Here is a 19,058-nt window from a genome sequence, read left to right as displayed (position 1 = left end):
GCCGAACTGGGCAACTCGCGATCATATGCAGCAAACCACCAACGCAAATACTTACAGGAGCAAAGAATGAAAGCCTTACGATTTCATGCAGCCAAAGATCTGCGTCTCGATACGATTCCAATACCATCGGAAACGCCTGCCACAGCTCAGGTGCTGATCCGGAACCGCTTCGTCGGTATCTGCGGCACTGACCTGCACGAGTATGCTTACGGGCCGATCTTCATCCCCGTCGAACCGCATCCGTTTACAGGCGCCAGCGGGCCGCAGGTTCTCGGTCATGAATTCGGCGGCGTGGTCGAAGCGGTCGGGAAGGGCGTCACATCGGTAAAGCCGGGCGACCGCATATCGGTTCAGCCGTTGATCATGCCACGCTCCGGCGACTATTTCGCCGACCGCGGTCTCTTCCATCTCAGTTCGCAACTTGCATTGGCGGGGCTGAGCTGGGTGTCCGGCGGAATGGCGGAATATGCCCTACTCAACGAATATAACGTTGAGAAGATCCCGGACGAGATGACTGATGAGGAAGCTGCGCTTGTTGAGCCGACGGCGGTGGCCGTCTACGCCTGCGACCGCGGTGGCGTGACGGCAGGCAACAGCGTGCTGGTAACCGGCGCGGGCCCAATCGGGATATTGACGCTGCTGGCTGCGCGGGCGGCGGGTGCTGCTCAGCTTTTCGTTTCAGATATCAACGACGCGCGACTGAAATTCGCCAAGTCCATCTTGCCTGACGTCGTCACCATTAATCCGAAGCGCGACAATCCCGGCGATGTGGTCCACTCGTTGAGCGAAGGCAATGTCGGCTGCGACGTCGCGATCGAATGCGTCGGCAACGAGCAGGCTCTCAAAGCTTGCACGGACGCGGTGCGGAAGCAGGGGGTGGTGGTGCAGACCGGTCTTCATCCCCACGAAAATCCGCTCGACTGGTTCCAGGTCACCTTCAAGGACATCGATATACGCGGCTCGTGGGCCTATCCGACGTATTACTGGCCGCGTGTTATCAGGCTGATCAGCACCGGTCTGCTTCCGGCGAAGAAGGTGGTGACCAAGAAGATCACGCTGGATCAGGCGGTCGGAGAGGGTTTCGACGTGCTGCTCGATCCTGCCGGTCAGCATCTGAAAATCCTGATCGATCTGACGAAATAGCTTCTGCGAAAGGCGCGGTCGCTCGCCAGGCATGGCGAGCGCCGCATTGACTGACATTACCAAATACAAGAGAGAGGAGACGACTATGCTGGACAATAGCCCTCACACCAAGGTGGAGGCTGCCCTCGGTAAGCTGGAGGACGCGCTCGCCAGCGGCGAGATTGATGTCGCGGTGAATCTGTTTCAGGCCGACTGCTACTGGCGCGATCTCGTGGCCTTCACCTGGAACCTGCGCACCATGGAAGGCCAGGGCCAGATCCGGGAGATGTTGACGACGCAGCTCGCCGGCATCAAACCGCGCCATTTTCGTCAGGATCCAAGCAATCCCGCGAGCGAAGCCGACGGCGTCGCGGATGGTTGGTTTGAATTCGAGACCGAAGTGGCGCGTGGCTACGGCCATATCCGGCTGAAGAACGGGCTGATATGGACGCTGCTCACGACCTTGACGGAACTGAAAGGCCACGAGGAGCCGAAAGGGCCGATGCGGCCCATGGGGGCCGAGCACGGCAGCGACCCTAGTCGCAAGACCTGGAAGGAAAAGCGCGAACAGGAGACCGCCGAACTCGGCATCAAGACGCAACCTTACGTCCTTATTGTCGGCGGCGGTCAGGGCGGCATCGCCCTTGGCGCACGATTGCGGCAGCTCGGCGTGCCGACCATTATCATCGAGAAGAACGAGCGGCCGGGCGATAGCTGGCGCAAGCGCTACAAGTCGCTCTGCCTGCACGATCCCGTCTGGTACGATCATTTGCCGTACATCCCGTTCCCGGAGAACTGGCCGGTGTTCGCGCCGAAGGACAAGATCGGCGATTGGCTGGAAATGTACACGAAGGTCATGGAGCTGAACTACTGGAGTTCCACGACGTGCAAATCCGCCAGGTACGACGAGAGGGCAAAGGAGTGGACGGTCGTCGTCGAGCGTGGCGGCAAGGAGATCGTGCTGAAGCCGAAACAGCTCGTGCTGGCGACCGGGATGTCGGGCAAGGCAAACATCCCGAAGTTCAGGGGGCAGGATGTTTTCAAGGGCGAGCAGCAGCATTCGTCGCAACATCCGGGACCGGACGCCTACAAGGGAAAGAAGGTGGTTGTCGTCGGATCCAACAACTCCGCGCACGATATCTGCGCGGCGCTCTGGGAGGCCGGGGCCGATGTGACGATGTTGCAACGCTCGTCAACCCACATCGTGAAATCGGACTCGCTGATGGAAATTGGCCTTGGCGATCTCTATTCCGAGCGTGCCGTCGCCTCAGGCATGACGACCCGCAAGGCGGATCTGATTTTCGCCTCGCTCCCCTATCGCATCATGCACGAATTCCAGATCCCGATTTACAACGCCATTCGTAAGAAGGACGAAGCGTTCTACAAGCGGCTGGAAAAGGCCGGCTTCATGCTGGATTTCGGCGACGACGAGTCCGGCCTGTTCATGAAATATCTGCGCCGCGGCTCCGGATATTACATAGATGTCGGAGCCTGCGATCTCGTTGCCGATGGAAGGATCAAGCTGGTGAGCGGCGTGAACGTTCGCGAGCTCAAGGAGCATTCGATTCTGTTGGATGATGGCCGCGAGCTGGATGCGGATCTGATCGTTTACGCCACCGGCTACGGCTCGATGAACGGTTGGGCCGCGGACCTGATCTCCAAGGACGTGGCCGACAAGGTCGGCAAATGCTGGGGACTCGGCTCCAACACGACCAAGGATCCTGGCCCGTGGGAAGGCGAACAGCGCAACATGTGGAAACCGACGCAACAGGAAGGTCTCTGGTTCCACGGCGGCAATCTGCACCAGTCGCGCCACTATTCCCAGTATCTTTCATTGCAACTAAAGGCCCGAAAGGAGGGACTTGCGACGCCGGTTTACGGCCTGCAGGAAGTCCATCATCTTTCCTGAGGTGCATTGACGCGATGGCGTGCGGCGATTCATGTCGCCGCACGCCATCGGTTCGCTACTCCGCCGCCCGTGCTCGCAACCGCTGCGCATAGACGTTGATGACGAGCGCGGCGAGCAGGATCAGGCCGCGGATCAGGATCTTCAGGAAACTGTCGATATTGACGTGGTCGAGGCCGTTATTGAGCACGCCCAATACGAACAGTCCGACAATGGTGTTGCCGATGCCGCCGCGGCCGCCGAACAGGCTGGTGCCGCCGACCACCACAGCGGCGATCGAATCGAGCAGGTAGGTGTCGAATTCGTTCTGCTGCGCGCTGCCGAAATGGGCGACGCCGAGCATGCCGGCAATGCCGGAGCAGACCGCGGAGATCACCATCACGCTGCCGAGGATCAGCTTGACGTTGAGGCCGGAATATTCGGCCGCTTCGCGATTGCCGCCGACCATGTAGACGTAGCGGCCGAAGCGGGTGTAGGTGAGCACCAGGTGGCCGGCGAGCAGCATCACCGCCGCGACGATCACGATCCATGGAATGCCGCCGATCGAGCCGGAACCGAGCGTCGTGACCAGGTCCGGCACCTTGTAGGCGATCTGGCCGCGCACCAGCAGCGCCGAGATGCCGGCCGCGATCTGCATCATCGCCAGCGTCATGATGAAAGAGGGGATGCCGATCACGGTCAGCCCCAGCGCATTGACGAGGCCGAGCAGTGCGCAGAGCGCCAATGACAGGAGGATCGCCGCCCAGCCCGGCAGCGGGACATTGGCGATGTTCACGTAGGACTCCTGCAGCGTGAAATAGGCAACCGCAATGCCGGTGACGTTGGCGATGGCTGCAATCGAGAGATCGATCTCTGCGCACAGGATCACGAAGGTCAGGCCGACGGCGATGATGCCGGTCACGGAGACTTGCGTCAGGATGTTGCCGAGATTGTCGAGGGTTGCGAAGGAGGGGCTCGCGATCGCGAAGAACCCGCTCAGGCAGATCAGGGTCAGGAACGGCGCGATGTTGCGCATCTGCGAGCGCAGGATCGCAGCCGCGCTGCGCTGTCCACCGCGATGCACTGATGCAGTCACTCCTTCGCTGGTCGCCATGCTGTTCTCCGTCAGGCTGCCTCAAGCAGGCGGTCCTTGCTGACCACCTCACCCGCAAACTCGCGCACCACGGCGCCACGCTTCAGGACAATGATACGATCGGCCAGCGACAACACCGTCTCAGGTTCGGTCGAGAGCACGATGATGGCGAGCCCCTTGGCGCTGAGCTCGCGGACGATGTTGATGACATCGTTCTTGGCTCCGACATCCATGCCGCGGGTCGGCTCGCACAGCACCAGCACTCGCGGCGGATAGCTCAGCCATTTGGCGAGCGCGACCTTCTGCTGATTGCCGCCCGAGAGCATGCCGAGATCGAGCTCGACCGCCGCAGGGCGGATCTGCAACTGATCGACCTGCCGGACGGCAATCGTCCGCTCGCGCGCCGGCTTGAGCAGAAGCGCGGATATCCGATCGAGCACGCTGATCGAGATGTTCTTATAGACCGGCTCCTGGTGGAACAGCATCGCGCGGCGGCTCTCGGGAACGAAGGCGATGCCGGCGCGCCGGGCGGCGGCCGTGCTGGCGAAGGCTTTACGGTCGCCATCGATGAGCACCACGCCGCTATCGGGCTTGATCTTGCCAAACAGGACGCGCGCCAATTCGAGCTGACCGCACCCCATGAAGCCGTAAATGCAGAGCACTTCGCCGGCGCACACCTCGAACGAGACGTCCTGAACGCTGCGGGCGAGCGAGAGTGCGTCGGCCTTCAGGACCACGGGGCGGTTACCGCGCGGCGGCAGCGTGATGTCGTGCGCATAGGTCTCTTCCAGCGCTTCGCGGCCCTTGCCGATCATCGCTTCGATCAGGGCAGCCTTGCTCGTCGCGGCGGCCTCCGTTTCGTGGACCTTCCGTCCGTTGCGGAACACAGTCACGGTATCGGAGATGCGCAGGATGTCCTCGATGAAATGGGAAATGAAGACGATGCCGGTGCCCTCGTCGCGCAGCCGTCGCAAGGTCGTGAACAACCGCTCGACCTCGGGTGGGGAGAGCGCAGAGGTCGGCTCGTCCAGGATGATGATGCGGGCGCCGGAAAACAGCACGCGGGCGATCTCGATCAGTTGCTGCAGGCCAATCGGCAGATCGCCGAGCCGCGTCATCGGGTCGACGTCGATGCCGAAACGCGCAAGCTGTTCGCCCGCCTCGCGCGCCATTCTCCGCCATTGAACCAGGCCGAAACGGTTGGTCGGCTGGGTACCGAGAAAGACGTTTTCGGCGACGGAAAGATCGGGCGCGACGCTGAGCTCCTGATGCACCATGGCGATGCCGGCCGCATGGGCATCGCGTGCCGAGCGGAAACGGACCTCGCGCCCGTCGAGTGCGATGTGGCCGGAGAATTCCGGATGCACGCCGGCGATGATCTTCATCAGCGTACTTTTTCCAGCGCCGTTCTCGCCGACGAGACCGTGGATCTCGCCGGCATAGAGCGCGAAGTCGACCCCACGAAGCGCTTCGACACCGCCGAAAGCCTTCGTGATCTCCCTCAGTTCGAGGATGGGTGAGCGTCCCTGTGGCATGCGGGCGGCTCAGATCAGGAAATGATCCTCCATCCATTGCATCCCCGCGGCGTTGGCCTTGGTTACGACAGGGCCGTCGGTCACCACGCTCTTTGGAATGCCCTGTCCGCTCTTCTCGCCCGCGGTCACCGCAGCGACACCGGCGATGATGGCGCCACCATGGATGCGGCAGGATGGATTGCGAACGGTCGCGAACATGCGGCCTTCACTCACCGCCTGAATCGCCGGCGGCATGGCGTCGACCCCGCCGATCAGGATGTTGGTGCGGTTGCGCGCCTTCATGATGTTGTAGGCGGCGAGCGCCATGTCGTCATTGTGGAAGAAGGCGGCGTCGATCTGCGGATATTTGGTGAGATAGGTCTCCCACAGACGCGCGGTCTTGGAGACGTCCCAATCGGCCGGCTGGGTGTCGAGCACCTCGATGTTCGGATACTGCTTCACGACTGAGTTGAAGCCCTTGGCGCGGCCCTGCGCCCCGGTGTGGCCGAGCGCGCCTTGCGTCATGATGATCTTGCCCTTGCCGCCGATGGCGTTGACGAGCGCCTGCGTCACCGATGAGCCCATGAATTCATTGTCGGGGGCGAGGAAGGAATGTACGTTGATCTGATCCAGCGGCGCGATCAGCGTGTCCATGTCGATGACCGGAATCCCGGCGTCGATCATCTTCTGCACCGGCTGGGTCAGCGTGCCGATGCCGAACGCCTGGATGGCGACGAAGTCCCATTTCTGCGACGCCATGTTGTCGATCGCCGCGCGCTGCTTCACCGCATCGAGCTGGCCGTCGAACCAGGTGACGTCAACGTTGAAGAGCTTGCCCCAATATTCGGCCGCCTGTTTGCCTTGCGCGCACCAGGTGGCCTGCAGGCCTGCGTTGGAGAACGCAGCCTTCAGCGGTTTCTCGGAACGTCCGACTTCGGCCGCGAGCGCGGGGCTCACGCCAATCCCGCCGAGCAGCGCGGCGGCTGCCGCTGTCTGAAGAAGATCGCGCCTGGTCCTTGAGGATGTGTCCTTCCCTGGCATCGCACGCTCCCTGATATCTGTTCTTGGCGCCGTCGGCGTCGGTTGCACGCGCCGCGGATCAGGGAAAGTCTGTCACAATCGGAGCGTTCATGCCAACGGTTCCGATTCCGCGGCTGCGCTAGCCAACGTCCGGCATCACGATGCTTTCGATTTCGCGCAGCAATTTTTGCCACGCAGCATCGATTTCGACCGTCCACTCCACGCCAAGAATTTCCCGGAGCGCGCCCGTGATCACGGCGAAGAACGCGACGAACAATTCTCTCGGCGTGCCGTAAGCGTCGTGCGAGGCGACCTCGCATTCGATCATGCGGAAGTTGCCGCGCCGCTCGCCGGCGAAATCGAGAATCGCTTCGATGGTCAGCGCCAGCATCGAGCCTTTGACGAGCTCGCTGCCTTCGGTGCGAAACATCGCCGTTGCTTCGGGATGCGCTTCGAACAAGCGACGATAGACTAGCGGCGTCAGATCATCACAGCGCGCCGCCGCAAGTTCGAAGCTGCGCTCGATCGGATTTGCCGATGACATGATCAGCGATCGCGATGGCCCAAAGAAAAAAGAGCAGGGCACCAGCCCTGCTCGAGAAATTGTGTCGACCCTATTTTCCCCAAAAATTCGGATTTGATCTTGATTGATGGGGTGACGCTGCTTCCGCGCGCCGGGCTCCTCCCGAGACTTGGACCACCAGACCGTCCGCCCTGTGGCTGGCCTGAGCCCGAATTGGTAGACCATCTTTTTTGTTTTGTCATCAATTTCAGCAACGATTGTTCAAAATTCGAGCAATTTGCGAAATGATTGGGATTTCGCCACTGCCGGTTGTAGAGCTGCGGTCAGGACCCGTCGCGGGGTAAAGGGGTAGGGCGCGGGCGGACACTTGGTCCAGCCGATTATTCCTTGCGCCGGGACAAAAAGGCGGCGTTTCCACTCTCGACTCCGGCTGGGCGCAATGATTAGTTCCGCCATCGGATGGGTTTTGCGATGCGCCGGCGGCTGAAGAATTTTCTGCCCGTTTTCCTGATTGCGCTGATGGTGCAAGTCTTTGCGCCGATCGCAGCCTGTTGGGCGGCCGGAATCGCCGCTTCCGATCCGCTGGCTGCCGCCATCATCTGTCATGACAACAGCGCCGGTTCCGGCGAAGCCGACCCGGGCGGGCCGCACGTCCGAGACGGCTGCTGCTCGATCTGTAATGTGCTGCAGACCGGCACTCCGGTCGATCCACCCGAGATGACCGCCGGCGTTATCGAGCGGTCGCCCGAACAGGTGGCATGGTTCGATTTCGTGTCCCGCCTGGCGGATGTGCGGGCACGCTCCCACGCGCAGGCACGCGCCCCACCATCGATTTCCTGACTGCCGTTCGCTGCCGGTGCGCCTTCGCTGCGCCGGTTGACGCCGTCAATCAAGCCGGCCGCAGAGCCGGTGTCAGGAATTTCCTCCCATGTTACGCCTCGCTTTCCTGAGCGGTGCCGGCACAATGGTGCTTGGTGCCATGCTCGCCACCGATCCATCCCCGGCAACAGCGCAAACTGCCTTGCCGCCGGTCAACGTGGATGCACCCCGAGAAGCCCGCGCCAAGCCCGCGAAACCGAAGCCGGTGGGGCGCACGCTCGCCGCCCGGCCGCGGGTGACGTCGCCGAGGACCACCACCATCCCGACCGTCGTCGTGCAGCGCGACGTTGCGCCCTCGGTTCTGCGCGACGGGCTCAACCAGGCTCCCAGTGGCCAAACCCAAACCACCGTCGACCGCAGCCAGTTCGACAACCGGCCGGCGTTCTCGGTCGGAGACGTGCTGAGAGAGAGCCCCGGCATCTCGATCAAGCAGGGCAACGGGCCGCGCGACGTCGGCATTTCGATCCGCGGATCGAACGCCCGCAACGGCTTCGGGATTCGCAACCTCGTCATCTTCGAGGACGGTTTTCCGGTCACCCAACCGGACGGACTGTCGCGCAGCGACCTGATCGATCCGCACGCCTATGGCGCAATCGACGTCATCCGCGGACCATCCTCGGCGCTGTTCGGCAACTACGCGACCGGCGGTGCGCTGAATTTCCGGACGCGGCCGGGCGGCACGATCGACGGTGTCGAATACGGCGTCGACGGCGGCAGCTTCGGTTACTTGAACAACTATCTGGCCGCAGGCAAGAAGGTTGGCAATTTCGAGGGCTCGTTGTTTGCGAGTGATGCGCGCGGCGACGGTTACATCAGCAATAGCTGGTTCAACACCCAGACGGTGAATTTCCTCGGCACGCTGCAGGCCACGCCCGATGACCGCTTCACGGTCAAGTTCATCAACAACGACCTGAGCGCGCGGCTGCCGATCCGGCTGTCGCTGAACCAGTACAACCAGAACCCTTTCCAGAGCGGCTGCGTGACCGGCGCCACCGCGGCGCTGGGCTGCGCAACGGTGCCGCTGTTCAACAACGGCTTCAACGCGGCGGCGGGAATCGACAGGGAGACTGCGCTACAGGCGGGGCTCGGCCGTAACGATCGTCGCACCATCGTCGGCGGCCGCTGGGAGCATGATTTCGACAATCAGACCACCTGGCGCAACCAGTTCGTGTTCGACGACCGCAACATCAATCAGCCGACCGGAGCGACCAGCGCAATCGGCGATTTCCCGTCCTACAACTATATGAGCGACATCACGCGGCGCGGCGAGATCCTTGGCATGGACTCGACCACCTATTTCGGGGGCTGGTACAACACGCTCGCCGCCTCCAGCGATACGCGCAATGTCGCGCCGGGCGGCAATGCCACGCTTGGAGCGCTATCCAGCAATCTGTACAGCGATACATCCAACTACGGCGTTCGCGCGCGACAGGAACTCAAGCTCAACCCGTCGCTCACGGCGATCGCGGGCATTGGATGGGAAACGACCAACCTCAAGGGAAGGAACACGGCCTTCACCTATACCGGGCCGACAGGGATCACGACGGCGACGGTGACGACCGCCGATCGGCAGTTCCAGAACACCGCGCCGGAGCTTGCGCTTCTCTACAGGCTGAACAGCGAGTGGCAATTCCGCGGCAGGGTGGCTACCGGATACGGGACGCCGCAGGTCGGAAACCTCTTTGTGCTGTCAAACGGTCAGAACGGCAACAATACAGGGCTGCAGGCGCAGAAAAACCTCGGTTACGATCTGGGCTTCGACTGGACGCCGAACAGCGCGCTCAAGCTGAGCGCCACCGGCTTCTACGAGTTTTTCAAGGACGAACTAGTGTCGCAGGCAACTCCGGTCGGAGCGCCCAATGCGAGCTATATGTTCAATGCGCCGCGATCCGAGCATCGCGGCGTGGAGCTTGCCGCCGACTGGCGGTTCCTCCCGGGCTGGCGGCTGACGGCGGCCTACACCTATCTCGACGAGGTCTATACGGAGTACGTCGAGAACATCACCAATGGCGCGGTGTTCGGCTTCAATCGCGCGGGAAACAAGATCCCCGGCATCTCCCCGAACGAATTGACCGCGCGGCTTTCCTACGACCAGTTGTCCGGGCCGCTCCGGGGGCTCGGCGCGTTTGTGGAAGTGCAGTGGAAGGACTCCTTCTTCATGGACAATGCCAATCTCTTGAAGGCGCCCGGCTATGAACTGGTCAACCTCAATGTCCACTACGGTACCGATCTGGTCTCGGACTATTTCAAGGCGATCAACCTCTATTTCGAGGTGCGGAACGTCTTTGACCGGACGTATGTGGCCTCCGCCAACAACATTCCGGACACGGTGACGGCGGTGGGCATTCAAAACCCCGCGAGCGTGCTGGCCAACACCACCGGCTCGATCTATGCCGGAGCGCCACGAACGTTTGTGGCCGGCATGAAACTGGCGTTCAAATGAGGTGCGTTGTCATGAAGGACCTCAGAGCTATCCTCGGTGCTGCCGCCATGGCCGCCGTCTTCACGCTTTGGCACGGCGGCGCATCCGCGCAGATGAACCATCAGCACGCGTCGGAAGCTGCGTGCGAGGAGACGGTCCTGCGTTGCGCAAGCAAGGTCATGCCCGCATTCAGTGCCGACGGGACGCTTTGGCTGGTCTGGATGGCCGGCGGTCAGATATCCGTTGCAAGTTCGAAGGACGAAGGAAAGACCTACTCTTCGCCGGTGCAGGTCACGCGCGAGAGCCTTAATCTGGATTGGGGACCGGACGCACGTCCGAAGATCGCCATCGATGGCAAGGGGCGGATTGCGCTTGCGTTCTCGATCTTCAGGGACAAGGCCTTCAACGGTCAGGTGCTCACGACGCAATCGACCGATGGGGGCAAGAGCTTTGCTCCCTTGCGCCCGATCACCGCTGATAACGAGAGCCAGCGCTTCGAGGCTATTGCCTTCGCGCCTGACGGTACCGTGTTCGCGGCCTGGTTCGACAAGCGCAACCGCGTGCCGGCGCGGCAGAACGGCAAGCCCTACGATGGCGCAGGCCTGTTCTTCGCGACATCGAAGGATGGCGGTTCGACTTACTCCGACGCGCAGATCGTCGCCGACAACACCTGCGAATGTTGTCGCCTCGGCCTGGCCCTGGATGGCAGCGGCCGTCCGGTCATCGTGTTCAGAAATATCTTTGAGGGCGGTGTCCGCGATCACGCCGTCGTCACCTTCTCAGGCCCGGCCTCGCCGGGGGAGGTTCACCGCGTCAGCCGGGATGACTGGCAAATCGCGGCCTGCCCGCATCACGGACCGAGCCTGTCAATCTCGCCGAACGGAACCTATCATGTCGCCTGGTACACGAACGGCAAGGCGCGTAAGGGGCTGTTCTATGCGCGCTCGACCGACGGCGGGAAAACCTTCTCGGGTCCACTGCCGATCGGCGAGCTTGGCCGAAGCCCGTCGCGGCCTCAGGTCATCGCCGGACCGGATGGGCTTGTGATGGTCTGGAAGGAGTTCGACGGCGAGAAGACCGAGGTGAAGCTGATGACGTCACAGGATGATGGAGCGACCTGGTCGACATCCAGGGTGATCGCCAGCACGACCGACAATTCCGACCATCCGCTGCTCGTCTCGGACAGCCGGCGAATCTATCTCTCCTGGATGACGAAGGCCGATGGATACCGTTTCCAACCAATCGAGAGAGAGCCATGAAACGCGAACTGCTTGCCGCAGCATTTCTGTTGGGGACGCTTTCCGCCGCAGCAACCGCGGAGGACGCCGAGCTCAAGTTATTCGAACGCGGAAGCTGGCAGCAGATTCTGCGTTCACACGCCGGTCGTCCTACCCTGGTTCATTTCTGGGGCGTGACCTGTGGTCCGTGCAAGGTCGAGTTACCCCAACTCGGCAAGTTCATGAAGGACCATCCTGGAATCGATGTGGTCACGATCAGTGCGGACCTGGTGCCCAATCTCCCGGAGGCGACGCAATCGATGCTGCAGAAAGCGGGGCTCTCCGCGGCCGAGAACTGGATGTTCAGCGATGGCTTTGCCGATCGGCTGCGATTTGAAATCGATCCGGCCTGGCAGGGCGATATTCCGCGCACGATGCTGATCGCGCGCGGCGGCGCAGTCACGACGATCGAGGGAGCGGCCGAGATGCCGGAGCTCGACAAATGGGCACAAGGACAGGCCGCGACGACGGGATCAAGATAACAAGTCAATCTGAAATACGGGATAGAACAACATGAAAAAACGCTCTTCCATCATTACGCTCGCTCCTCTCCTGGCCATCTTGCTCGGTGTCCCGGCGCAGGCCGAAGACATCAAGGCCGGCGATCTCGTCATCAGCCAGGCTTGGAGCCGGGCGACGCCGAGCGGCGCGAAGGTCGCTGGCGGCTATCTCACGATCGAGAACAAGGGCTCGTCACCGGACCGGCTGGTGGGGGCCTCCGGCGATATCGCCGGCAAGCTCGAGGTGCATGAGATGGCGACGGAGAACGGCGTGATGAAGATGCGCCCGTTGGAGAAGGGTCTCGTGATCGAGCCCGGCAAGACCGTCAAGCTCGCGCCCGGCGGCTATCATCTGATGATGTTCGACCTGAAGAATCCACTGAAGCAGGGCGACACAGTGCCGGTCACGCTCGAATTCGAGAAGGCGGGCAAGGTGACATTGTCGCTCGACGTGCAGGCTGTCGGAGCGACGGCGCCGGGCGGCGACCATGGCAGTCACATGGAGATGAAGAAGTCGCACGATCATTCCGGCAGCAAGATGTGAGGCCGGGCAAGAGGCGCTTGAGGTTGTAGGGTGGGCAAAGCGCAGCGTGCCCACCGCTACGAGTGGAATGTTTGATGGTGGGCACGCTGCGCTTTGCCCACCCTACAGGTCGGCCAGATTTAGGGTGAACGTCCGGTAAGGTTTGCTTTACCCACCCCCGGCGATCTCATTACAAATCGGCGCAATGCCCGCAAATCGGCTTATTTGGCGGCTTTTTCGCAAGTACCGGCCTTGTGTTTTCGTATCCGATCCGGTTTCACTGCGTTTCTCTTGCCTCCTCAACTGATTCCTGAGTGCGCCCATGCGATTGTCGCGGTTTTTCCTGCCTATCCTGAAAGAAAACCCGAAAGAGGCGGAGATCGTCTCGCATCGCCTGATGCTGCGCGCCGGCATGATCCGGCAGGAGGCCGCGGGCATCTATGCCTGGCTGCCGCTCGGCTTCAAGGTCCTGCAGAAGATCGAGCAGATCGTGCGCGAGGAGCAGGACCGCGCCGGCGCGCTGGAACTGATGATGCCGACCCTGCAACTCGCCGACCTCTGGCGCGAGAGTGGCCGCTACGACGCCTACGGCCCGGAAATGCTGCGCATCACCGACCGCCACAAGCGCGAGCTGCTTTACGGGCCGACCAACGAAGAAATGATCACGGAAATCTTCCGTGCCTATGTGAAGTCGTATAAGAGCCTGCCGCTCAATCTCTATCACATCCAGTGGAAGTTCCGCGACGAGCAGCGCCCGCGGTTCGGCGTGATGCGCGGCCGCGAGTTCCTGATGAAGGACGCCTATTCCTTCGATCTCGACGAGGCCGGCGCGCGGCGCACCTACAACAGGATGTTCGTCGCTTACCTGCGCACGTTTGCGCGGATGGGGCTGAAGGCGATCCCGATGCGCGCCGAAACCGGGCCGATCGGCGGCGACTTGAGCCATGAATTCATCGTGCTGGCGGAGACCGGCGAGTCCGGCGTGTTCTGCAACAGCGACGTGCTCGATTTGCCGATTCCGCCCGATGATGTGGACTACGACGGCGATCTCACTGACATCATCAAGCAGTGGACCTCGGTCTATGCCGCGACCGAGGACGTCCATGACGCCGCGCGCTTCGAGAGTGAGGTGCCGGCGGAGAAGCGGGTGCATACGCGTGGCATCGAGGTCGGCCAGATCTTCTATTTCGGCACCAAATATTCCGACAGCATGAAGGCGCTGGTCGCGGGCCCCGACGGCGCGGAAGTGCCGATCCATGGCGGTTCCTATGGCGTCGGCGTCTCGCGGCTGGTCGGCGCCATCATCGAGGCCTGCCACGATGATGCCGGCATCAAATGGCCGGAAGCGGTTGCGCCGTTCAAGGCGGCGATCCTGAACCTGAAGCAGGGCGATGCCGCCGTTGATGCGGCCTGCGAAAAGCTCTACGCGGATTTGAAGGCCAAGGGCGTCGACGTGCTCTATGACGATACTGATCAGCGCGCCGGCGCGAAATTCGCCGCCGCCGACCTGATCGGCATCCCCTGGCAGGTCCTGGTCGGCCCGAAAGGCCTTGCCGAAGGCAAAGTCGAGATCAAGCGGCGCAGCGACGGCACGCGCGAGAACCTCACGCTCGACGACGCGCTTGTGAAGATCGCGGGATAGCGTTTATCCACCGCACCCGCGTGCGGTTGGCCAGTCCGGCCACATTTGGCCCCGAATCATGGGATTATCGACACATGGATGAGGCCATGACCGAAAAAGTCCGCACCCCGCCTTTTGCGCCCTTCGAATGGCTGCTGTCAGGACGTTACCTGCGGGCGCGTCGCAGGGAAGGTTTCATTTCCGTGATTGCCGGCTTTTCCTTTCTCGGCATCATGCTCGGCGTCGCCACGCTGATCGTGGTGATGGCCGTGATGAACGGCTTCCGCAAGGAATTGCTCGACAAGATCCTCGGCCTCAATGGCCATCTCCTGGTCCAGCCGCTGGAATCGCCACTCACCGACTGGAAGGATGTCGCCGAGCGCATCAGCCAGGTGCAGGGTGTCCGGCTTGCGGCGCCGGTGGTGGACGGCCAGGCGCTGGCGTCCTCCGCCTTCAATGCCTCCGGCGTGCTCGTGCGTGGCATGCGGGCGGAAGATCTCAACAACCTGTTCTCGATCGCGAAGAACATCAAGCAGGGCAGCCTCGAGAATTTCGACGAAGGGCAGGGGGTCGCGATCGGCCGCCGCCTGGCCGATCAATTGTCGCTGCATGCCGGCGACAGCATCACCCTGGTGGCCCCGCGCGGTGCGGTGACGCCGATGGGGACGACGCCGCGCATAAAGCCTTACAAGATCGCGGCGGTGTTCGAGATCGGCATGTCCGAATATGACTCGGGTTTCGTGTTCATGCCGCTTGCGGAATCGCAGGCCTATTTCAACCGCAACAATGACGTCACCGCGATCGAGATATTCACCACCAATCCCGATCGCATCGACACGTTTCGCAAGACCGTGACGGAAGCCGCGGGACGGCCGGTGTTCCTGGTCGATTGGCGGCAGCGCAACTCGACCTTCTTCAACGCGCTGCAGGTCGAGCGCAACGTGATGTTCCTGATCCTGACCATGATCGTATTGGTCGCGGCGCTCAACATCGTCTCCGGCCTGATCATGCTGGTAAAGGACAAGGGACAGGATATCGCGATCCTGCGCACGATGGGCGCCTCGCAAGGATCGATCATGCGCATCTTCCTGATCACGGGCGCCTCGATCGGTGTCGTGGGCACCATCGTCGGTTTCCTCGTGGGCATGCTGATCTGCGTGAACATCGAATCGATCCGGCAATTCCTGTCCTGGCTCACCAGCAGCGAATTGTTCGACCCGACGCTCTACTTCCTGTCGAAGCTGCCGGCCGAGATCGATTTCGGCGAAACCACGGCCGTCGTCATCATGGCGCTGACGCTGTCGTTCTTGGCGACGCTTTATCCGTCGTGGCGGGCCGCGCGGCTCGATCCCGTCGAAGCACTGCGCTACGAGTGAGGGCTGAGATGGCGGAGGGGGCGCAAGATGTGCCGGTCATCTATCTCCACGACATCAAGCGCCAGTACCGGCAGGGTGAGGCGACGCTGACGATTCTGGACGGCGCCAAGCTCGCGCTGTGGCCGGGACAGTCCGTGGCGCTGGTGGCGCCGTCCGGCTCGGGCAAATCGACGCTCCTGCACATCGCGGGCCTGCTCGAGACCCCCGACGACGGCGAAGTCTATGTCGGGGGCACGCCGACCTCGCAAATGTCGGATATCGATCGCACCCAGATCCGCCGCACCGATATCGGCTTCGTCTATCAGTCGCACCGGCTGTTGCCGGAATTCTCCGCGCTGGAGAACGTGATGCTGCCGCAGATGATCCGCGGCCTCAAACGCTCCGAGACCGTGAAACGCTCGACCGAGATCTTGTCCTATCTCGGCCTCGGCGACCGCATCAAGCATCGGCCGGCCGAGCTTTCCGGCGGTGAGCAGCAGCGGGTCGCGATTGCGCGCGCGGTCGCGAATGCGCCACGAGCGCTGCTGGCCGACGAGCCGACCGGCAACCTTGATCCGCAGACTGCTGACCACGTCTTCAACGCGCTGATGCAACTGGTGAAGGCGACGCGGGTGGCGATGCTGATCGCGACCCACAACATGGACCTTGCCGCCCGAATGGACCGCCGCGTGTCGCTGGCGAACGGGCAGGTGGTCGAGCTTGATTAAGGACAGGGGTTCAGTAGGCCCGGCGATAGCGTTTGTGACGCCGCGGTGACGAATCGACATACGCGTTAGCCGCGTAAGGATAAGGGTAGGCGTTGGCCGCGTAAGGATTGACCACGCATTGGGCCGCCCGGCCCGACGCGGACATCGCGCATTGGGGCAGCGAGGTGTAGCTGCATTCGTAGTAGGTGACGGGGCCGTAGACGTGCAGGCAGACCGGATAATTCGGGTCATAGATCTGCGCGCGGGCGGATGATGCCGCCGCGACCGCGCCAAGCGTCAGGATCGCCAACATCGGAATGCGCATCGGTTCCTCCCGCGTCAGGACGACTATTCCGTCCTCCCATCGCTAACCCCACTCGGAACAGAGTATTCGCGGGCGGGACCGTCAAGTCACGTTCCCGCGCCGATCATTTGCCCTTCGCGGAGCGGAGGTGCGCTCCGACTCAATCGTTGAAAGGCTCGAAGAAGGGGACTACGGGCTGGGGCGGCGGCAGAGGACGGCGCGAAGCCCGGCGGCCGTTGCTGTCGCCGGCATAGAAGGGGTTGGGAACGCACCACAGGAAGCGCCCGGACGCCGTTGCCTGGCACTGCTCGTAGCTGGTGAAGGTGCAGTTGCTGAGCCCGGGATGTTCGTTCCCCTGGATACAGAATGGATAGCGCGTGCCGACCGCTGCGGCCGGCGCGGTTCCAAGGGTGCCGATCGCCGCGGCCGCGGACAAAACCAGGATTACGTTGCGCATCTCTTCTCCTTGATCGCAGCTCGTCGCTCGTCAGCCGATCCAAGCCGTACAACCGAGAGGACGTCAAACAAATATGCAACACAAGGAGTGTGGCGAAGGCCGAAGTGTGAATTTTTTTGGCAGGGGAACGGTACGATCTTCGGGGCTAAGTGTAAGTAATACAACATTAACTCACGTTTTCGTCAGAATCGTTTCACCGCATCTGTTGCAGCCAAGTTACAGCAATTTTGAGGAACCCTGTTTATTGAGGCGCGTGAAGACCGTGGGGTCATCACATCTGGAACGGGAAATAAAAATGAAAAAGGTTTTGCTTGTAACGGCGAGCTTGGTCGCCCTTGGCGCCGCTGCGCCCGCGGTCGCCGCGGATCTCGCCGCGCGTCCTTACACCAAGGCTCCGCCGATGGTCGCCGCCATTTACGACTGGAGCGGCTTCTACATCGGCGTCAACGGCGGCTGGGGCTCGAGCCACAACACCTGGACCAACACGTCGGTCTTCGGTTTCGGCGTCGGTGAAGGTTCCCATGATGCGACCGGCGGTACGGTCGGTGGCCAGCTCGGCTATCGCTGGCAGGCCGGCAACTGGGTGTTCGGTGTCGAAGGCCAGGGCAACTGGGCCGACTTCAGCGGCTCGAACGTCAGCCTCATTGCACCTGCTGTCACCAACCGCTCCAAGATCGATGCCTTCGGCCTGATCACCGGCCAGGTCGGTTACGCCTGGAACAACGTGCTGCTCTACGCGAAGGGCGGTGCTGCGGTCACCAACAGCAAGCACGAGGGCTCGGTCCTTGGCGTGACCCTTGATAGCGTCGAAAAGACCCGTTGGGGCGGCACCGTCGGCGCCGGCGTCGAATTCGCCTTCGCTCCCGGCTGGTCGGCTGGCGTCGAATACAACCATCTGTTCCTCGACACCGAGAGCCACACCTTCGTCAGCCCGATTCTCGGCGTTACGCGTATCGACGACATCAAGCAGGACGCCGACCTCGTCACCGTCCGCGTGAACTACAAGTTCGGCTTCGGCGGCGCTCCGCTTATCGCGAAGTACTGATCCTCGCGAAACCAACGCGGCACAATCAGCCCCGGGCAATTTGCCCGGGGCTTTTTTCTTGGTTTGCCGTCGGTCGGCCCCTGATCATTCTCGGCGCGCGGCGCGAAAATGCCGCGATCGCGGCGCATCGTCAGCGCCATGCTGAAATCCGACGTGCAATGTCCGAGATGCGAAGCCGGTTACCGCCGCATCGAGGTCGATTCGCTTCCCGGCCAGCCGGGGGAATTCCGTTGCCTGGTCTGCAACGAACTCCTCGAGCGCTACAGCGAGAAGCCCTACGTCGCTTACAGGCTGACGGTCCAACCAGAAAAAGTGTTCGGATGACCTCGCCGGTTGCGGCCGCGCATTAACCACCCGCTTCATTCGCGTTCGATTCTCCGCGCCAACCCGATGCTCGGCCTTGACTCTAGGAACAAATGAGGAACAATGTTCCTCGTATGTTCTCATCAAGGAGACGGCCGATGTTGAAGATTTTCGTCGAAGAGGCGGCGGCGCTGGCATCGATCACGCTGTTCATTGGGATGATCGCGGTCTGGGCCCAGTTGATTCCGCAGTTCTGAGCGGGGATGAGCGACTATCTGGATTGTCAAGTTGCATTGGCGTAAGCGGCACGCGCCTCGCGTGCTTTGGCGTTGAGGCGGACCAGGAGCTTACGGGCGAGCGCAATGCGAATGACCATTTTTTCCTTTCCGGCAGCGACCAGCCTATCGCGAAAGTCGGCGAGGCTTTGGTCATAACGCGCGGCAATGGCCGCGACGAGGAAGAGGATCGAGCGGACGCCGGCGCGGCCGCCGCGGATGGATCGCTTGCC

At 62.0% G+C, this 19,058-nt stretch carries 18 protein-coding genes and 1 pseudogene; 12 read left to right on the top strand and 7 right to left on the bottom strand.

The window, feature by feature from the left end; all coding sequences use genetic code 11:
* Positions 1-66 precede the first annotated feature (66 nt).
* Together AAFX91_RS06390 and AAFX91_RS06385 are read left to right on the top strand one after the other, a co-directional pair.
* Entirely contained in the window at positions 67-1,143 is a 1,077-nt protein-coding gene (locus tag AAFX91_RS06390; RefSeq protein ID WP_394565916.1) for a 2,3-butanediol dehydrogenase, read from the top strand.
* A gap of 85 nt (positions 1,144-1,228) precedes the next feature.
* Positions 1,229-3,031 carry an NAD(P)/FAD-dependent oxidoreductase gene (locus AAFX91_RS06385; protein ID WP_394565898.1) on the top strand — a complete coding sequence of 601 codons (1,803 nt, stop codon included), beginning with the start codon at positions 1,229-1,231 and terminating at the stop codon, positions 3,029-3,031.
* Positions 3,032-3,086: 55 nt separating this feature from the next.
* On the opposite strand, the gene AAFX91_RS06380 is transcribed toward AAFX91_RS06385, so the two are convergent.
* The 4 genes from AAFX91_RS06380 to AAFX91_RS06365 form a co-directional block, all read right to left on the bottom strand.
* Positions 3,087-4,121 (bottom strand): ABC transporter permease, encoded by a 1,035-nt coding sequence (locus AAFX91_RS06380; protein WP_130579975.1) that lies wholly within the window; start codon positions 4,119-4,121, stop codon positions 3,087-3,089.
* Between the two features lie 11 nt (positions 4,122-4,132).
* Positions 4,133-5,635: a sugar ABC transporter ATP-binding protein gene (locus AAFX91_RS06375; protein ID WP_394565897.1), complete on the bottom strand. Its 1,503-nt coding sequence runs from the start codon at positions 5,633-5,635 to the stop codon at positions 4,133-4,135.
* A 9-nt stretch (positions 5,636-5,644) separates the two neighbouring features.
* Positions 5,645-6,655 (bottom strand): sugar ABC transporter substrate-binding protein, encoded by a 1,011-nt coding sequence (locus AAFX91_RS06370; protein ID WP_130579973.1) that lies wholly within the window; start codon positions 6,653-6,655, stop codon positions 5,645-5,647.
* Positions 6,656-6,773: 118 nt separating this feature from the next.
* Positions 6,774-7,178 (bottom strand): globin, encoded by a 405-nt coding sequence (locus AAFX91_RS06365; protein ID WP_394565896.1) that lies wholly within the window; start codon positions 7,176-7,178, stop codon positions 6,774-6,776.
* A gap of 450 nt (positions 7,179-7,628) precedes the next feature.
* On the opposite strand from AAFX91_RS06365, the gene AAFX91_RS06360 reads away from it, so the two are divergent.
* The 8 genes from AAFX91_RS06360 (at position 7,629) to AAFX91_RS06325 (ending at position 16,462) form a co-directional block, all read left to right on the top strand.
* Positions 7,629-7,997 carry a DUF2946 domain-containing protein gene (locus tag AAFX91_RS06360; RefSeq protein WP_130579972.1) on the top strand — a complete coding sequence of 123 codons (369 nt, stop codon included), beginning with the start codon at positions 7,629-7,631 and terminating at the stop codon, positions 7,995-7,997.
* Between the two features lie 88 nt (positions 7,998-8,085).
* A complete protein-coding gene (locus AAFX91_RS06355) occupies positions 8,086-10,479 on the top strand; it encodes a TonB-dependent receptor (protein WP_130579971.1) in 2,394 nt (797 codons plus the stop codon).
* Between the two features lie 11 nt (positions 10,480-10,490).
* A complete protein-coding gene (locus tag AAFX91_RS06350) occupies positions 10,491-11,717 on the top strand; it encodes an exo-alpha-sialidase (RefSeq protein WP_394565895.1) in 1,227 nt (408 codons plus the stop codon).
* On the top strand, positions 11,714-12,217 hold the full coding sequence (locus tag AAFX91_RS06345) for a TlpA disulfide reductase family protein (RefSeq protein WP_130577972.1): 504 nt from the start codon (positions 11,714-11,716) through the stop codon (positions 12,215-12,217). Before AAFX91_RS06350 ends, AAFX91_RS06345 begins: the two co-directional genes overlap by 4 nt.
* A 31-nt stretch (positions 12,218-12,248) precedes the next feature.
* Positions 12,249-12,779 (top strand): copper chaperone PCu(A)C, encoded by a 531-nt coding sequence (locus AAFX91_RS06340; protein WP_130577971.1) that lies wholly within the window; start codon positions 12,249-12,251, stop codon positions 12,777-12,779.
* Between the two features lie 301 nt (positions 12,780-13,080).
* Positions 13,081-14,400, top strand: a complete 1,320-nt coding sequence (gene proS / locus AAFX91_RS06335) for a proline--tRNA ligase (RefSeq protein ID WP_130577970.1) — start codon at positions 13,081-13,083, stop codon at positions 14,398-14,400.
* A gap of 74 nt (positions 14,401-14,474) precedes the next feature.
* On the top strand, positions 14,475-15,755 hold the full coding sequence (locus AAFX91_RS06330; RefSeq protein WP_394565894.1) for a lipoprotein-releasing ABC transporter permease subunit: 1,281 nt from the start codon (positions 14,475-14,477) through the stop codon (positions 15,753-15,755).
* 8 nt (positions 15,756-15,763) lie between these two features.
* Positions 15,764-16,462: an ABC transporter ATP-binding protein gene (locus tag AAFX91_RS06325; protein ID WP_028162765.1), complete on the top strand. Its 699-nt coding sequence runs from the start codon at positions 15,764-15,766 to the stop codon at positions 16,460-16,462.
* Positions 16,463-16,472: 10 nt separating this feature from the next.
* Here the strand turns inward: AAFX91_RS06325 and AAFX91_RS06320 are convergent, their stop codons facing one another.
* Both AAFX91_RS06320 and AAFX91_RS06315 read right to left on the bottom strand, forming a co-directional pair.
* A complete protein-coding gene (locus AAFX91_RS06320) occupies positions 16,473-16,766 on the bottom strand; it encodes a DUF3551 domain-containing protein (RefSeq protein WP_130577968.1) in 294 nt (97 codons plus the stop codon).
* Positions 16,767-16,905: 139 nt separating this feature from the next.
* A complete protein-coding gene (locus AAFX91_RS06315) occupies positions 16,906-17,202 on the bottom strand; it encodes a DUF3551 domain-containing protein (RefSeq protein ID WP_394565893.1) in 297 nt (98 codons plus the stop codon).
* A 295-nt stretch (positions 17,203-17,497) separates the two neighbouring features.
* On the opposite strand from AAFX91_RS06315, the gene AAFX91_RS06310 reads away from it, so the two are divergent.
* Positions 17,498-18,247, top strand: a complete 750-nt coding sequence (locus tag AAFX91_RS06310) for an outer membrane protein (RefSeq protein ID WP_394565892.1) — start codon at positions 17,498-17,500, stop codon at positions 18,245-18,247.
* A 108-nt stretch (positions 18,248-18,355) separates the two neighbouring features.
* Positions 18,356-18,571 carry a hypothetical protein gene (locus AAFX91_RS06305; RefSeq protein WP_394565891.1) on the top strand — a complete coding sequence of 72 codons (216 nt, stop codon included), beginning with the start codon at positions 18,356-18,358 and terminating at the stop codon, positions 18,569-18,571.
* 262 nt (positions 18,572-18,833) lie between these two features.
* Here AAFX91_RS06305 and AAFX91_RS06300 read toward each other — a convergent pair.
* Positions 18,834-19,058, bottom strand: a pseudogene (locus AAFX91_RS06300) (IS110 family transposase); the annotation flags it as partial.

This window comes from Bradyrhizobium sp. 31Argb, from assembly GCF_043638955.1.
Classification (GTDB): domain Bacteria; phylum Pseudomonadota; class Alphaproteobacteria; order Rhizobiales; family Xanthobacteraceae; genus Bradyrhizobium.
Note: the sequence above shows the minus strand (reverse complement) of the source record. Positions and strands in the feature narration are given on the sequence as shown.

Excerpts from the sequence above, each read along its gene's own strand:
- AAFX91_RS06345 (WP_130577972.1), top strand. The coding sequence starts at position 11,714 with ATGAAACGCGAACTGCTTGCCGCAGCATTTCTGTTGGGGACGCTTTCC.
- AAFX91_RS06325 (WP_028162765.1), top strand. The coding sequence starts at position 15,764 with ATGGCGGAGGGGGCGCAAGATGTGCCGGTCATCTATCTCCACGACATC.
- AAFX91_RS06350 (WP_394565895.1), top strand. The coding sequence starts at position 10,491 with ATGAAGGACCTCAGAGCTATCCTCGGTGCTGCCGCCATGGCCGCCGTC.
- AAFX91_RS06310 (WP_394565892.1), top strand. The coding sequence starts at position 17,498 with ATGAAAAAGGTTTTGCTTGTAACGGCGAGCTTGGTCGCCCTTGGCGCC.
- AAFX91_RS06330 (WP_394565894.1), top strand. The coding sequence starts at position 14,475 with ATGGATGAGGCCATGACCGAAAAAGTCCGCACCCCGCCTTTTGCGCCC.
- AAFX91_RS06390 (WP_394565916.1), top strand. The coding sequence starts at position 67 with ATGAAAGCCTTACGATTTCATGCAGCCAAAGATCTGCGTCTCGATACG.
- AAFX91_RS06355 (WP_130579971.1), top strand. The coding sequence starts at position 8,086 with ATGTTACGCCTCGCTTTCCTGAGCGGTGCCGGCACAATGGTGCTTGGT.
- AAFX91_RS06370 (WP_130579973.1), bottom strand. The coding sequence starts at position 6,655 with ATGCCAGGGAAGGACACATCCTCAAGGACCAGGCGCGATCTTCTTCAG.
- proS (WP_130577970.1), top strand. The coding sequence starts at position 13,081 with ATGCGATTGTCGCGGTTTTTCCTGCCTATCCTGAAAGAAAACCCGAAA.
- AAFX91_RS06315 (WP_394565893.1), bottom strand. The coding sequence starts at position 17,202 with ATGCGCAACGTAATCCTGGTTTTGTCCGCGGCCGCGGCGATCGGCACC.
- AAFX91_RS06365 (WP_394565896.1), bottom strand. The coding sequence starts at position 7,178 with ATGTCATCGGCAAATCCGATCGAGCGCAGCTTCGAACTTGCGGCGGCG.
- AAFX91_RS06340 (WP_130577971.1), top strand. The coding sequence starts at position 12,249 with ATGAAAAAACGCTCTTCCATCATTACGCTCGCTCCTCTCCTGGCCATC.
- AAFX91_RS06320 (WP_130577968.1), bottom strand. The coding sequence starts at position 16,766 with ATGCGCATTCCGATGTTGGCGATCCTGACGCTTGGCGCGGTCGCGGCG.
- AAFX91_RS06375 (WP_394565897.1), bottom strand. The coding sequence starts at position 5,635 with ATGCCACAGGGACGCTCACCCATCCTCGAACTGAGGGAGATCACGAAG.
- AAFX91_RS06380 (WP_130579975.1), bottom strand. The coding sequence starts at position 4,121 with ATGGCGACCAGCGAAGGAGTGACTGCATCAGTGCATCGCGGTGGACAG.
- AAFX91_RS06360 (WP_130579972.1), top strand. The coding sequence starts at position 7,629 with ATGCGCCGGCGGCTGAAGAATTTTCTGCCCGTTTTCCTGATTGCGCTG.
- AAFX91_RS06385 (WP_394565898.1), top strand. The coding sequence starts at position 1,229 with ATGCTGGACAATAGCCCTCACACCAAGGTGGAGGCTGCCCTCGGTAAG.
- AAFX91_RS06305 (WP_394565891.1), top strand. The coding sequence starts at position 18,356 with ATGCCGCGATCGCGGCGCATCGTCAGCGCCATGCTGAAATCCGACGTG.